Raw genomic sequence first — 14487 nt, 5'->3', positions numbered from 1 at the left:
CGGTGTGCCGGCCTGGGGCGGGGCTCAGGTGCGTACTTCCAGGAGCGGTACGAGTTGCTCGACCGCGGTCATGGAGCCGTGCAGGCCGACCATGGCGGACTCGTTCGGTTCGGTACGGGAAGCGATGATCGCGACATCGTCGCTGGCGGCGGCAACCACATCGCCGATGCGGGCGTACACCCGGTCGTCCACGCCGTCCTCGGGGCGCCCGAACCAGCCTGCGGCCACCGCCTCGTCACGACTCGCCACCCACATGCGGTCGCCGAGCACCTCGCGCCAGACGGCGAGCACATCGGCGGCTGCCCCCGGCACCGCGTACACGTGTCGCGCGCGGCCCTCGCCGCCGAGCAGTGCGACGCCCGCGCGCAGTTCCCAGTCCTCGTCGAAGTCGATGCGCGACTCCGGGTCGAAGGGCAGGTCGATCATGCCGTGGTCGGCGGTGACGTAGAGCGCGGAGCGGGGCGGCAGCTGCTCGGCGAGCCGCCGAGCGAGGCCGTCCACGTACATCAGCTGGCCGCGCCAGTCGTCCGAGTCCACGCCGAACCGGTGGCCCTTGCCGTCCACCTCGCTGTAGTACGTGTAGACCAGGGTGCGGCCCGCGGCGCCGGTCTGGGCCGCTGCGAGGTCCATCCGCTCCTCGCCGGAGAGCCTGCCGTGGAAGGTGCCGCCGCTGAGCGCGACCCGGGTGAGCGGGGTGTGCTCGAAGGCGGGCGCCGATACCTGGCAGGTGTGTACGCCCGCGGCGTCGGCCAGTTGGAAGACGGTCGGGTAGGGCTGCCAGATGTACGGATCGGTCCATGGATGCCAGCGGAGCTGGTTCATCAGCTCACCAGTGGCCGGGTTGACGACCGTATAGCCGGGCAGGCCGTGCGCGCCTGGTGGCAGCCCAGTGCCGACCGAGGCGAGCGATGTCGCGGTGGTGGACGGAAAGCCCGCGGTCATTGGCTGGCCGGTGCGGTTCATGGAGCTCGCCAGCAACGAGGTCAAAAACGGCGCCTCGGCGGGATGAGCCCGCAGCAGCTCCCAGCCAAGACCGTCGATGAGGAAGACACACACCCGGTCAGCGGGCGCCAGGTCGAGGCCCGGCGTACCGGCGAGCCCCGGCACCTCCTGGCCGACCACCACAGATGGCAGCAGATCGCTGAGCGAACCGGTGCCGTAGCGCGGCACCGGCGCAGCCGCTGGGTCGAGGATCGTGCCTTCGGGCTGCCACTCGGGCCAGGCAGAGCTGGTGGCGGGGCCCGCGCTGGAACCCGCCATCAGCGGCTGGGCGCCGTGGTCGCCTCGGACAGCGCCTGCGCGAACGCCAGCGTCTGCCGCACACTGTCCGGGCCGTCGCCGGCCTCGCTGACGCGCAGCGACAGGTCGTCGGCCGTGGAGGAGCCGGTGTAGCCGTGGTCCGCCTCGCAGTTGGGGTCCCCGCAACTCGCGGGCTCCAGGTCGAGCCTGCTCACGGCGCCCCAGCCGATGGTGAGTACCACCTCGCGGGGAAGGGTGCCCGGGGTGTACGACTCGGGGTTGGCGACGACGCGGCTGAGCACCACGGAGGAGATCCGGTTCAGCTTCACGGACTCGGTGGAGGTCGTCGCGTACGGCGTGGGCGAGCTGTCGTCGGCAGCCTGCTCGTCGGTGTGGCTGACGATGAAGCGGGTGGCGGTGAGCACAAGGACCGTGACATGGCGGCGGACCTCGTTGGAGTCGAAGGTCGTCTCCTGGTGGACCAGGAATCCCGCCACTGGTTCGCCGCCCACGGCGGCCTCAACCGCCTCGGCAACGAGGGCCGGGTAGTAGCCGCTGCGCTCGATCGCCGCGCGCAGCCCCTGGGTCGTCGTACCGGTCTTCGCCATGTCTCCCATCCTACGGGGCGACACCGGTACCGATCCCCTCACCTGCCGGGGCCAGCACCGTGCACGCACCACCGAGCGCCACCGCCGGGCCCCGGCTACCGTCGGCGGGCCGGGCAGCGGGCACGGTGGAGCCGGGCAGCGGCACAGTAGGGACGCACGGCTCGGCACCTGTCGGCCGCGGCGTGCGCCTTTGTGACCAGCGCACACGAGCAGGGGGCGGGCGGCAGGGGGCGGGAGTTCCCTGCGCCGGGCGGGCCTCGCCGATGGCTAGGTTGGGTCGGGTCGCCCCGGGGACGGGCTGGACTGGGACGGACTGGATCGGACCGCCCCGGGACGGGGCTGGGCTGGGCTCGGACGGGGCTCGGACGGGGCTCGGACGGGGCTGGACTGGCCTGGCCAGCACCGTGCTCGCCTGATTGGCAGGTATATCCGCCATAGCCGCCATGTCCACACAAGGGCACGTTCAGGCTTTGCAGGCTCAGTACGTGGGCAGGTGGCGCGGGCCGATGTCGGTGCGAATCGGCGGCGGGGCAAGTCGTAGGGCGGCGCCGAGGACGGACAGCCCGCGCGGGGCCACGACCACCGGCTCCAGGTGCACCGCCACCACCTCCGGATGGTCGCCCACCAGCCGAGATACCCGCAGCAGCAGTTCCTCCAGGACCCCGGTGTCCACCGGCTGCGAACCGCGCCAGCCAAACAGCAACGGTGCGGTCCTGACGGATCTGATCAGCTCGGAGACATCTCGGTCCGTGGCCGGTATGAGCCGGTGGGCTGTGTCGCCGAGCAACTCGGAAGGGGCCCCGGCCAGGCCGAAGGAGAGCACCGCACCCGCCGCCGGATCGATGGCCGCCCGCACCACCGTGTCCACACCGCGCGGGGCCATCCGCTGGACGACCAGGCGCAGCTCGTCAGGGCTACCGAGGAGGCCGGTCAACTCGGCGTAGGCCCGGCGCAGTTCCGCCTCGCCGCCGAGATCGAGCCGAAAGGCCCCCAGGTCGGCACGGTGGCGCAGATGAGGAGCGGTGGGCTTCAGCGCGACCGGGTAGCTCAGCCTGGCGGCGGCCTGCGCGGCGCTGTCGGGGTCGGGGGCTGGCAGCGCGGGGAGCACGCTGATGCCGTAGCGGGCCAGCAACCGCTGGGTGTCCGGTGCGGACAGCGCGAAGCTGCGCGGCAACTGGCGGGGGCGCTCGCCCGCCCGGTCGGCGATGCCGCGGGGAGCGCCGGCGACGGGCCCAGCGACGGCGGCCTCAGCCGGCTCAAGCGCTCCGCCCTGCGCAGCGGCTCGGGCCGGCTCAGGGGCCCCGGTCGGCCCGGCAGCCCCAGTCGGCCCCGCGGGCTCAACCGCTCCGGCAGGCCCAGCAGCCCCCATCGGCCCGGCAGCTCGCGCGGGCTCGGCCGGGGTCGGTGGCCGCTCTGCCTCCTCGTGCGCATGCGCGGCGAGCAACACGTTGATGTCGGCGCCGGCGCCGGCCTCATCGATGTCGTCGTACTCGGGCACCCGCCCCGGCTCCGCGGCCTGCCGTCGCCAGTGCGCGTACCGTACGGCCTCGGCCAGGGCACGCACCGCGCGCTCGGCAGCGGGGTACGCAGGAACCCGACACTCCCCCACCGGACGAGCCGCTCCCCGCTCCGCAGTTGCGGCCTGCTCCCCGTGGGCCTCGGCCTGCTCAGCGAGTGGTGTGCCGACGCCCGGCGGCCCCGGCTGGGCCAGGGCCGCCGCGAGGCCCGGGATCTCCAGGTGCACCACGGCCACCGGCTTCGCCGTGACGCTCCCGGCCGCCGCTTCCCGGATCGCCTGGGCCAGCTCCGTCGCCGACCCCTCGTCAACCGAGGGAATGGCCGTGACGACGGCGGCGTCACACAGATCGTCGGCGAGGGCTTGCGCGAGGGCCTTGCGGAAGTCGGCGGGCTCGGCCGCCGTCGTCAGGTCGAGTGGCGGCAACGGGCGCAGGCCATCGGTCAGGCACGCGTCGTAGGTGATCAGACCGAGCGATTCGGAGTTGCCGAGAATGGCCACGCGCGGCCCGCGCGGCAGCGGCTGCGAGGCGAGCAGCAGGCCCACGTCGGCGAGCTCGGTGACCGTGTTGACCCGGATGACGCCCGCCTGCCGGAACAGCGCCGAGACCGTCGCGTCGGGGATGCGGGTGGTGGGCACCGCGTGTCCGGCTGGTTCGCTCCCGCTGTGCCGGGCGCCCTTGACGACCACGACCGGCTTGACCGCCGCCGTGCGCTTGGCGAGCCGGGTGAACTTACGGGGGTTGCCGATGGACTCCAGATACAGCAGCGCCACCTGGGTGTCGGGGTCGTCGTGCCAGTACTGGAGCAGGTCGTTGCCCGAGACGTCGGCGCGGTTTCCAGCCGAGACGAAGGTGGAAACACCGAACAGGCCGGAGCCGCGCCGATGCAGCCCCGACAGCAGGGCGATGCCGATCGCACCGGATTGGGTGAACAGGCCGAGGTTCCCGGCGGGAGGCATTTGCGGCGAGAGCGAGGCGTTCAGGCGTACGCCGTTGGCGGTGTTGATGACCCCGAGCGCGCCAGGACCGATCAGCCGCATTCCGTACGACCGGGCCTGACGGACCAATTCCCGCTGCCGCTCTCGGCCCTCGGGCCCACTCTCGGCGTACCCGGACGACACCACGACCAGGCCCTGTACGCCATGCTCGCCGCAGTCCGCCACCACGGCAGGCACCTGGTCTGCCGGAACCGCGACGACGGCCAGATCCACCGGCTCTCCGATGTCGCCAAGGGACCGGTAGGCGGCAACGCCGAAGGGAGCGGCCTCCCGCTCCGCGGGCGCTTCATCGGCCGGCCAGGCGTCTGCTGGGGCGCCGGAGGTCTCCTCCGCACGGCCCGGTGCGTCCTCGGGGCGGCCAAGCTCGCCCTCCGTACGCCCTAGGGTCCCCGTGCGGTCCAGGGCCATGAACGGCCCTCCAGGAGCGCCGGCGTCGCGGTCCACAGCGACCGGGACGGCCAGGACCGGGGCGTCCGCCGCCGCGGCGCCGCGCTGGGCCTCCGCCAGGTCGGCACCCGTCAGCTGGGAGCGGCCCGCGGGGAAGGCATGGTTGACCGCGTACACCTGCCCCGTGTAGCCGCCGCCCAACAGGTGGGCAAGGACCGCTCGACCGGCACCGCCCGGCCTGCGGCTGGCACCGATGACCGCTACCGAGCCGGGCCCGAGCAGCCGCTGGACGGAACGGGCCTCGGCGCGCTGCTCTCGCGCGCGCATGACGGCGAGTGACTGGGCCGTGGGTTCGAGGTCGAATTCCAGCCGGACGACGCCGTCCTCGAACCTGCGCTGCTGGGTGTAGCCCGCGTCCGTGAACACCTTGATCATTTTGGTGTTGGCCGGCAGCACCTCGGCGGCGAAGCGCCGGATGGCGCGCTCCCCGGCGACCGCAGCGATGTGTTCGAGGAGGGCGGAGGCGACGCCCCGGCCTTGGTGGGCGTCTTGCACCAGGAAGGCGACCTCGGCCTCATCGTCGGGCGCCGACGACGGCAGCCCGCGCTCGTTAATGCGGTCATAGCGGACCGTGGCGATGAACTCGTCCCCGACGGTCGCCGCGAGGCCGACGCGGTCCACGTAGTCATGGTGCGTAAAACGGTGTACATCGCGGTCGGAGAGCCGGGGGTACGGGGCGAAGAAGCGGTAATACTTCGACTCGTCCGAGACGCGCTCGTAGAAGTCCACCAGGCGCTGGGCGTCGTCGGGCGTGATGGGCCGGATCTGGGCGGTGCCGCCGTCGCGCAGCACGACGTCCGCTTCCCAGTGGGTCGGATAGGCGTGATCGAGCGGCGTCTCCATGGGACCCAGCGTAGGCGGCAGGACTGACAACGGTCCGACTCGCGCACACCCTTGCGGCGGGGCAAGCTGTGGTCGGGCCCCGCCGGAGCACTTCGTACCCCGTGAGAGACTGGTCTAGACAACAATAACCACGTGAAGGGCAACACCATGGTTGAGCGCCGCGTCACCGTCGGCTGGGCAGAGGGCCTGCACGCTCGTCCCGCGTCGATCTTCGTCCGCGCCGCGACGGCCTCCGGCGTCCCCGTGACGATTGCCAAGTCGGACGGCACTCCGGTCAACGCCGCCTCGATGCTCGCCGTGCTCGGGCTCGGCGCCCAGGGCGGCGAAGAGATCTTGCTGGCATCCGAGGCCGATAACGCCGAGGCCGCGCTCGACCGCCTGGCCAAGCTTGTCGCCGAGGGACTTGAGGAGCTCCCGGAGACGGTCTGACTCGCTTTTCAGTGCGCCACGGGGCCGCAGTGACCGGAATTCAGGTCGCCGCGGCCTCGTCTCTTTATCGCCTCAGCGGCCACTGCTTATCGCCTTCGCGGCTCACCGCGATACGCACGTCACCACATCTGCCCCGAATTCGTGGGCTTGACGTACGAGACCATCGTTGCTGGTGAACGGTGAGTGGCCGCGGAATTTACCGCCTGTTGTGGAAAACATACCGAGGCCCCGGCGCGCAGCCGATGTCCGGTCCGGGCCCGCTCGGCATGCGCCGCGGACAGCGCACGAGCCTGCCCCGTAACGCCCCGCCCCACGGCATCGATGAGGGCCCCCGCACTCCGTCCCCACCTGAGCGACCCGCACCGGCGGCTGGGCCGCGTACAGCAAGGCCATCCTGCGGCGGAGCTGGGTGAGGTGAGCAGCGCGGCGAGGCTGGGGCTGCCCTATGCCTGCGCCAGCGTCTCGTGGAACCACTCGGCGAGCGGACGCGACTGCCCTAACTACCCGCGCTGAGCGCGGCCTTGGCCACCCGTGCGCCGGCGTGCCTGCGGGTTGCTGTGGGTCGCCACGAAGCCCTCCGACTCCAGCAGGCGCAGCGCCTCGCGCACCGGCGCCCAGGAAACCCCGTAGCAGCGGGCGAGCAGTTCCTCGGTAAGCCGGCTGCCGGGGGCGTGCGCTGCGCAGACGGTGTCGGCGCGGATCACCGCGCATATCGCGGGCACGAAAAGCGTACGGTCCCCGTGCTTGAACCTCCGCCTTAACATCCGCGACGCTCACCCTTTACCGTCCACCCGCGACTCCATTCGAAGGCAGCACGCCTCACGACGGCAGGTCGGAATTGCCTGGATAGGTTGTGACCAGACAACGCCGAAAGCCCCGGCGGGATGCCAGGGCCTTCGCTGTGCGGAGCGGACGCCGGGCGGGACGGCGCTCGGCGCGGGAGGTTCGCACTACGGGCGTGACCCGACGCATCGGGCCATGGGCAGCGCTCAGGGGCGGCCCCGCTCAGCGCCTGGAGCACAGCGCGGCGCTGGCGGTACCAGCGCCGCGTGGCAGGCCACGGCCCTTGCGGGACGTCTCAGATGCTGACGCCGTGCGAGCGCAGGTAGGCGACGGGGTCGATGTCCGAGCCGTACTCGGCGGAGGTGCGGGCCTCGAAGTGCAGGTGCGGACCCGTGGAGTTGCCCGTGCTCCCGGAGAGGCCGATCTGCTGGCCGGGAGAGACGGTCTGCCCCACCGAGACGCCGACCGAAGAAAGGTGGCCGTACTGGGTGTACGTGCCGTCGTTCATCTTGATGATGACGTTGTTGCCGTACGCGCCGCCCCAGCCCGCCTCAACCACGGTGCCGGCGCCCACGGCGTGTACCGAGGTGCCGGTGCCGGCGTGGAAGTCGATGCCGGTGTGGCTGCCGGAGGACCAGTTGCCACCGGAAGCCTGGTACTGCGTGGAGACGTAGCCGCCCGCGATCGGCGAGACGTACGCGCTAAGCGTCGGACGCTCGGTGGAGCGGGCCGCACGCGTCTGGCTGACGTCGGCTACCTCGCGCTCCTGCACGGCGCTGGCCTCGGCCGCCTCCTTCTTCTTCGCGGCGGCCTTCTCCTTCGCGGCCTCGGCCGCGGCCTTGCGTTTGGTCTCCTCGGCCTTCTTCTTCACCTCGGCGGCACGCTTGGCTGCCTGCTCGCGCGCATCCTGCTCGGCCTGCTGCTCGGCAGCGGCCTGTTCAGCGGCGGAGTGCTGGGAGTCGGCCTGGGCGCCGATGTCATAGGCGATGCTGTCGTCGAGGGCGACCGCGTGGCGTAGGCCGGTGTCCTGAAGAGGCTCCTGACCACCGCCGGATGCGGCCATCGCGGGGGCGGCGATACCGGCTACGACTCCGGTGGCGGCGATGGTGGCTATGCCTGCCACGTTCGCGCTGCTACGAGCGAAGCGACCTGGGCGGCGATGCCGACCGGGGGCACTGGTGAACGCCATAAGTAGGCGTACTCCTTTCCTTCCTTCTCGCCTACCGGGTTAGCTGACGGGTTCGGAGCAGGAAGGTCTCCTACGGTCACCACACCTCTCACGAGGATGGTGGCCGATTCACCCCAGGGACTTGGGTCCCCGGCTCCCCTGGCTCGCGCCATGAGGGACTCGGCGATGGCTGCCCGGTGCCACGGGTGTGGCTGACATGTGACGAGCAACGGGCCTGACGCTAAGCGGGACGTCTTTTGATCGGCAAACAGAACCGACTTTTTGTTGCGCACGCCACACGGCAGAAGGGCAGCGTCTCCCGCAAATCAGACATAACGAAAGCTTCTAACACCCCACTTGACACCTGGGCCTCTTAACGACTCATCAGCATCAAGAACCCCGACTTTCGGCCCGGGCCATGGCCCCCTCTGGCGATGGCGTGGCACGTGCCGTAACGGGGCCACGGCGGGCGCAGGCCACGGCGTGGGCGCAGGCCACAAAGGGGCCGGACCCGGGGCCGGCGGCAGCTACTGCCGCTGCCGCCGCTGTGGCCGAGCCGCGAACGGCTCGGCCGCGCGCCGCTGCTGACGGCGCGCTAGCGGCATCGACCGGCTGGCCACGCACCGTAACGACCCGCTAGCCCCACAGGCGCTCCGCCGCCTCCGGCCGGCTCCCATCGGCTCGCCGGCCCGTCAGCCCGCCGGCCCGCCGGCCCCGTCTGCCGCTTCGTCAATGCGTCAGCCCGTCACCACCCGCACGTCCCCGATGCCCAGCGCCTTCACCGGCTCCTCGATCACCGACGCGTCACCGACCAGCACCGTCACCAACCGGTCCACCGGGAAGGCGTTGACGACCGCCGCGGTGGCCTCCACCGTGCCGGTCTCGGCGAGCCGGAGGTAGAGGTGCGCCTGGAAGTCATCCGGCAGATGCTGCTCCACCTGATCGGCGAAGGTCCCCGCAACGGAGGCGGCCGTCTCGTACTTCAGCGGGGCGATTCCCACCAGGTTTTGCACGGCCACATCGCGCTCGTCGTCCGTGAGGCCCTCCGCCGCCAGCGTCCGCAGCACCTTCCAGGCGTCGTCGAGCGCCGGGCCCGTCACCTCGGTGGCCACCGAACCACTGATGGCCAGGAGTGAGGCGCCCGCCCCGTCCGGCGTGGAGCGCAGCACCTGGGCGAAGGCCCGCACCCCGTAGGTGTAGCCCTTTTCCTCACGCAGCACCCGGTCAAGCCGGGAGGTGAGGGTGCCGCCCAGGCAGTAAGTGCCCAGCGTCTGCGCAGGCCAGACGCGGTCGTGCCGGTCCGCGCCGACCCGCCCGATGAGCAGTTGGGTCTGCACCGCGCCGGGCCGGTCCACGATGACGACCCGGCCGCTGTCGTCGGCGGTGACGGCGGGCACCGGGCGGGGCGCCGCCGTGTCACCGCTCCAGGCGCCCAGCGTGTCGGCAAGCGCCTGGTCGAGGTCCACGCCGGTGAAATCGCCGACGACCACGGCGGTGGCCGTCGCGGGCCGCACATGCGCCGTGTAGAAGGCGCGCACGGCGGTGGCGTCCACGGCCGTCACCGTAGTCTCGGTGCCCTGCCGCGGCCGGGACATGCGCGAGTCGGCCGGGAACAGCTCCTTGGAGAGGGCCATCGCGGCCCGCCTGGCCGGATTGGCCAGCTCGTGCGGGATCTCGTCGAGCCGGTTCCGTACCAGCCGCTCTACCTCGCTCTTGGGGAAGGCCGGGGCCCGCAGCGCGTCGGCGAGCAACCCGAGCGCCTTGTGCAGTCGGGAGGCCGGGACCTCAAGGGAGACGCGAACGCCAGGGTGGTCGGCGTACGCGTCGAGAGTCGCGCCGCAGCGCTCCAACTCGGCGGCGAACTCCTCGGCGGTGTGCTGGTCGGTGCCCTCCGACAGCGCCCGCGCCATGATGGTCGCGACGCCATCAAGCCCCTGCGGCTCGGCTTCCAGCGGGGCGGCGAGGCTGACCTCGACCGCGACGACCTGCTGTCCGGGGCGGTGGCAGCGCAGCACGGTCAGGCCGTTGGGCAACTGGCCGCGCTCGGGCGCGGGGAAGGCCCACGGCCTGGCCTGGCCAGGCTGCGGCTGGGGATGGAACTGCATGCTGGTCACGGTGGTGTCCGTCGCGTTCGTCTGCGTCACGGTCGTGGCTGCGGCGTCGCTCACCGGTCGGCCCCTTCTTCGGTCTCTGCGATCTCTGCGCTGGTTGCGTTGGCCAGGGTGTCTGCGCTGGCTGTGCTGCCTGTGCTGGCTGTGCTGGCTGGGGCCGCCTGCACGACGTCGGTCGGCTCGGTCGGCGCGGCGCCTTCATCGGTCTCGGCAGCCTCCGCCGGCTCGATCGGCTCGTAGACGAGCACCGCCCGGTTGTCGGGGCGCAGCCGAGCCGCGGCGGCGGCCTGCACCTCTTCGGCGGAGATGTCGAGAACCCGACTCACCGCGCTCAACGCGAGCTGCGGGTCGCCGAACAGCACCGCGTACCGGCACAGTTCATCAGCCCGGCCGCCGACCGTGGCCAGTCGGTCCAGCCACTCGCGCTCCAACTGCGCCTGCGCCCGCTCCATCTCCTCCGGACTCGGGCCCTCGGCCGCGAAGCGGGCGAGCTCCTCGTCCACGGCGGCCTCGATGGCGGGCACCTCCACGCCGCCGGAGGTCTTCACATCCAGCCAGCCGAGCGAGGGCGCACCGGCCAGCCGCAGCAGCCCAAAGCCGGCCGCCACGGCCGTCCGGTCGCGCCGCACCAACCGGTTGTGCAGCCGCGATGACTCGCCGCCGCCGAGCACGGTCAACGCGAGGTCTGCGGCGTCCGCCTCGCGCGTGCCGTCGTGCGGCAGCCGATAGGTGGCCATCAGCGCGCGGGCCGGCACCTCCTCGCGGACCTCCTCGCGGACCTCCTCGCCGATGATGTCGGGCAGCGAGCCGTCGCGCGGCGTCGGCTTGCCATCATGCGAGGGGATGGTGCCGAAGTATTTCTCGACCCAGGCCAGGGTCTGCTCGGGGTCGATGTCGCCGACGACCGCGAGCACCGCGTTGTTCGGCGCGTAGTACGTACGGAAGAAGTGTTGCGCGTCCTCCAGGGAGGCCGCGTCCAGGTCGGCCATCGAACCGATCGGGGTGTGGTGGTACGGGTGGCCCTCGGGGTAGGCCATCGCGGTCAGCCGCTCAAAGGCGGTTCCGTAGGGGACGTTGTCGTAGCGCTGGCGACGCTCGTTCTTCACCACGTCCCGCTGGTTTTCCATGCTCTCCTCATCGAGCGCGGAGAGCAGCGATCCCATCCGGTCGGCTTCCAGCCACAGCGCCAGCTCCACCTGGTGGGTGGGCATGGTCTCGAAGTAGTTGGTGCGCTCGAAGCTGGTGGTGCCGTTCAGCGAGCCACCCGCGCCCTGCACCAGCTCGAAGTGCCCGTTGCCAGCGACCTGCTTCGAACCCTGGAACATCAGGTGCTCAAAGAGGTGAGCGAGGCCCGTACGCCCCTTGACTTCGTGGCGCGAGCCAACGTCGTACCAAAGGCAGACCGCGGCGACCGGGGTCAGGTGGTCCTCGGAGAGCACCACACGCAGACCGTTCGCCAGGCGGTGTTCGGTCGCTGTCAGGCCGCCGGAACCGGCCTGTTGCGTGGCCGTGTGACCCATGGGCATGTACGTCCCTTCGATCGCGCGATCTATCGCGGATTGAGCAGTGCTGTCACTGTATGCAAGCGCGCTGACATCTGGCGAAGTTCCCGGCGAAGGCCCCTCGCGCGGCGGGGCCACAGGCGGCTAGGAGCCGGGTCGTGGTCAGCGTTGTCAGTGCGGCGGTCCACAATGGTCGGCGTCAGCACTCGCACCGGCAGTCGAAGGAGCCGCAGCCGCGATGGCCCGCCGCAGCACGAAGACCCCGCCTCCAGAGGAGTTCGAGGAGCGCATCCTCGACATCGACGTCGTCGATGAGATGCAGGGCTCCTTCCTGGAATACGCCTACTCGGTCATCTACTCGCGCGCGCTGCCCGACGCCAGGGACGGGCTCAAGCCCGTGCACCGCCGCATCCTCTACCAGATGAACGACATGGGGCTGCGCCCTGAGCGCGGCTACGTCAAGTGCGCCCGAGTCGTTGGCGAGGTGATGGGCAAGCTCCACCCGCACGGTGACGCGTCCATCTACGACGCCTTGGTGCGCATGGCGCAACCGTTCTCGATGCGGCTGCCGCTGGTCGATGGGCACGGCAACTTCGGCTCGCTCGGCAACGATGACCCGCCCGCCGCCATGCGGTACACCGAGTGCCGGATGGCCTCGGCGACATCGCTGATGACCGAGTCCATCGACGAGGACACGGTCGATTTCAACCCCAACTACGACGGCAGCGAGCGCGAGCCGGTGGCGCTGCCTGCCGCCTATCCGAACCTGCTGGTCAACGGCTCGTCCGGGATCGCGGTCGGGATGGCGACGAACATGCCGCCGCACAATCTCGGCGAGGTCATCGCCGCCGCCCGGCACCTGATCAAGCACCCGGGCGCCGACCTCGACACCCTGATGCGCTTCGTGCCGGGCCCCGACCTGCCGACCGGCGGCCGGATCGTCGGGCTCGCGGGCGTTCGGGATGCGTACGAGAGCGGGCGTGGCACGTTCAAGATCCGTGCCACGGTGACCGTGGATGACGTCTCGCCGCGTCGCAAGGGTCTGGTCGTCACGGAACTTCCCTTCGCGGTCGGCCCCGAGAAGGTCATCGCCAAGATCAAGGACCTGGTCGGGTCGAAGAAGCTCCAGGGCATCGCCGACGTCAAGGACCTCACCGACCGTGCGCACGGGTTGCGGCTGGTCATCGAGGTGAAGAACGGCTTCAACCCGGAGGCCGTCCTTGAGCAGTTGTACAAGCTGACGCCGATGGAGGAGTCCTTCGGCATCAACAACGTCGCCCTGGTGGACGGCCAGCCGCTGACGCTGGGCCTCAAGGAACTCCTTGAGGTCTATCTCGACCACCGCTTCGAGGTGGTGCGCCGGCGCAGCGAGTTCCGACGCAGCAAGCGGCAGGACCGCTTGCACCTGGTCGAGGGCCTCCTCACGGCGCTGCTCGACATCGACGAGGTCATCCGAATCATTCGATCGAGTGAGAACGCGGCGCAGGCCAAGGAATCCCTGATCGCCCGCTTCTCCCTCTCCGACACGCAGACGCAGTACATCCTCGACACTCCGCTGCGCCGGCTGACCAAGTTCGACCGGATCGAGCTGGAGGCCGAGCAGGACCGTCTCGCCCAGGAGATCGCCGAGCTGACCCGCATTTTGGACTCGGACGCGGAGCTGCGAAAGCTGGTGTCAGGCGAACTGGCGACGGTGGCGAAGAAGTTCGGCACCGATCGGCGCACGGTTCTCCTGGCGTCGGCGGGCGCCACGGTGGCATCGGTGCCGCTTGAGGTCCCCGACGACCCGTGCCGGGTTCTGCTGTCCTCCACCGGGCTGTTGGCCCGTACGGCCTCCGGCGAGCCGCCGGTGGATGACGGCGAGGCAGGGCGCGCCAAGCACGACGTGATCATCTCCACGGTGCCCGCCACGGCGCGCGCCGATGTGGGCGTGGTGACCTCTACTGGACGACTGCTGCGCATCTCGGTGATCGACCTGCCGACGCTGCCCGATACGGCAGCGGCGCCCAATGTCTCGGGTGGGGCGCCGCTGACGGAGTTCCTCTCGCTGGCGGAGGGGGAACGTGTGATGTGTTTGACCACGCTGGACGAGTCGTCGCCCGGCCTAGCGCTCGGTACGGCGCACGGGGTGGTGAAGCGGGTGGTGCCCGACTATCCGGCGAACAAGGAGGAGTTGGAGGTCATCACGCTGCGCGAGGGGGACGAGATCGTCGGCGCTGCGGAGTTGCGCACCGGCGACGAGGACCTGGTCTTCATCACCGACGACGCCCAGTTGCTGCGCTACCCGGCGGCGCAGGTACGCCCGCAGGGCCGGGCCGCGGGCGGCATGACGGGGGTGAAGTTGGCCGCGGGCGCGAAGGCGCTGTCCTTCAACGCGGTGGACCCGGCGGCCGACGCCATGGTGTTCACGGTGGCCGGAGCACAGGACACGCTCGATGACTCGATGCAGGCGGCCAAGCTCACTCCGTTCGACCAGTACCCGCGCAAGGGCAGGGCCACCGGCGGAGTGCGCTGCCAGCGGTTCCTGAAGGGTGAGAGTTGCCTGGTCATGGCCTGGGCGGGGGTGGCGCCGCCCCGCGCTGCCGCCAAGAGCGGCACGCCGGTGCCGCTGCCCGAGCCCGACCCGCGCCGCGACGGCTCCGGCATCGCGCTGGACACGCCGGTGGCGGCGATCGCGGGCCCGGTGACGTAACAGCAAGACGGGCGCCTCGGCAACGGGGCGCTTCGGCCGGGTGACCGCTCCGTACGGCATCCCGTTCGGTCACCCGGCTGGCCAGCCGGGATGCCGTACGCGGTGCCGTACGGGATCGCCCGGGGGCGATGCGGGGGGGATGCGGGCGAA

Annotated in this window: 9 protein-coding genes and 1 riboswitch; of the genes, 2 read left to right on the top strand and 7 right to left on the bottom strand. The window is 71.1% G+C overall.

From position 1 onward, the window contains the following. Window positions 1-24: 24 nt before the first annotated feature. The 3 genes from FHS42_RS22340 to FHS42_RS22330 form a co-directional block, all read right to left on the bottom strand. Window positions 25-1260, bottom strand: coding sequence for an alkaline phosphatase family protein (locus tag FHS42_RS22340; RefSeq protein WP_184574666.1), 1236 nt, complete (start codon window positions 1258-1260; stop codon window positions 25-27). Further along, window positions 1260-1847: a DUF5998 family protein gene (locus tag FHS42_RS22335; protein WP_184574664.1), complete on the bottom strand. Its 588-nt coding sequence runs from the start codon at window positions 1845-1847 to the stop codon at window positions 1260-1262. Before FHS42_RS22335 ends, FHS42_RS22340 begins: the two co-directional genes overlap by 1 nt. A 478-nt stretch (window positions 1848-2325) precedes the next feature. Then, complete coding sequence (locus FHS42_RS22330; RefSeq protein WP_184574662.1) at window positions 2326-5652, bottom strand: bifunctional acetate--CoA ligase family protein/GNAT family N-acetyltransferase; 3327 nt, start codon at window positions 5650-5652, stop codon at window positions 2326-2328. A gap of 147 nt (window positions 5653-5799) precedes the next feature. Here FHS42_RS22330 and FHS42_RS22325 point away from each other — a divergent pair, with 147 nt between their 5' ends. Next, window positions 5800-6081, top strand: a complete 282-nt coding sequence (locus FHS42_RS22325; RefSeq protein ID WP_184574872.1) for an HPr family phosphocarrier protein — start codon at window positions 5800-5802, stop codon at window positions 6079-6081. Between the two features lie 500 nt (window positions 6082-6581). Here FHS42_RS22325 and FHS42_RS38695 read toward each other — a convergent pair whose 3' ends face one another. The 4 genes from FHS42_RS38695 to FHS42_RS22305 all read right to left on the bottom strand — a co-directional run bounded on the left by FHS42_RS38695 (window position 6582) and on the right by FHS42_RS22305 (window position 11669). After that, on the bottom strand, window positions 6582-6785 hold the full coding sequence (locus FHS42_RS38695; RefSeq protein WP_312866987.1) for a GntR family transcriptional regulator: 204 nt from the start codon (window positions 6783-6785) through the stop codon (window positions 6582-6584). Between the two features lie 374 nt (window positions 6786-7159). Beyond that, window positions 7160-8053 (bottom strand): M23 family metallopeptidase, encoded by an 894-nt coding sequence (locus FHS42_RS22315; RefSeq protein WP_184574660.1) that lies wholly within the window; start codon window positions 8051-8053, stop codon window positions 7160-7162. Window positions 8054-8066: 13 nt separating this feature from the next. Further along, window positions 8067-8228: riboswitch (cyclic di-AMP (ydaO/yuaA leader) on the bottom strand. Window positions 8229-8769: 541 nt separating this feature from the next. Further along, window positions 8770-10137 (bottom strand): M16 family metallopeptidase, encoded by a 1368-nt coding sequence (locus tag FHS42_RS22310; RefSeq protein WP_184574870.1) that lies wholly within the window; start codon window positions 10135-10137, stop codon window positions 8770-8772. 59 nt (window positions 10138-10196) lie between these two features. After that, window positions 10197-11669, bottom strand: a complete 1473-nt coding sequence (locus FHS42_RS22305) for a M16 family metallopeptidase (RefSeq protein ID WP_246495188.1) — start codon at window positions 11667-11669, stop codon at window positions 10197-10199. 214 nt (window positions 11670-11883) lie between these two features. Here FHS42_RS22305 and FHS42_RS22300 point away from each other — a divergent pair, with 214 nt between their 5' ends. Beyond that, window positions 11884-14337 (top strand): DNA gyrase/topoisomerase IV subunit A, encoded by a 2454-nt coding sequence (locus FHS42_RS22300; protein WP_184574658.1) that lies wholly within the window; start codon window positions 11884-11886, stop codon window positions 14335-14337. Window positions 14338-14487: the final 150 nt, after the last annotated feature.

Source organism: Streptomyces zagrosensis (assembly GCF_014203645.1).
GTDB lineage: Bacteria > Actinomycetota > Actinomycetes > Streptomycetales > Streptomycetaceae > Streptomyces > Streptomyces zagrosensis.
The sequence above is the reverse complement of the archived record's forward strand: the minus strand, read 5'-3'. Positions and strand labels throughout refer to the sequence as shown.

Coding starts and splice junctions, on each gene's coding strand:
- FHS42_RS22310 (WP_184574870.1), bottom strand. CDS start 10,137: ATGCAGTTCCATCCCCAGCCGCAGCCTGGCCAGGCCAGGCCGTGGGCC.
- FHS42_RS22335 (WP_184574664.1), bottom strand. CDS start 1,847: ATGGCGAAGACCGGTACGACGACCCAGGGGCTGCGCGCGGCGATCGAG.
- FHS42_RS22325 (WP_184574872.1), top strand. CDS start 5,800: ATGGTTGAGCGCCGCGTCACCGTCGGCTGGGCAGAGGGCCTGCACGCT.
- FHS42_RS22315 (WP_184574660.1), bottom strand. CDS start 8,053: ATGGCGTTCACCAGTGCCCCCGGTCGGCATCGCCGCCCAGGTCGCTTC.
- FHS42_RS22340 (WP_184574666.1), bottom strand. CDS start 1,260: ATGGCGGGTTCCAGCGCGGGCCCCGCCACCAGCTCTGCCTGGCCCGAG.
- FHS42_RS22305 (WP_246495188.1), bottom strand. CDS start 11,669: ATGCCCATGGGTCACACGGCCACGCAACAGGCCGGTTCCGGCGGCCTG.
- FHS42_RS22300 (WP_184574658.1), top strand. CDS start 11,884: ATGGCCCGCCGCAGCACGAAGACCCCGCCTCCAGAGGAGTTCGAGGAG.
- FHS42_RS22330 (WP_184574662.1), bottom strand. CDS start 5,652: ATGGAGACGCCGCTCGATCACGCCTATCCGACCCACTGGGAAGCGGAC.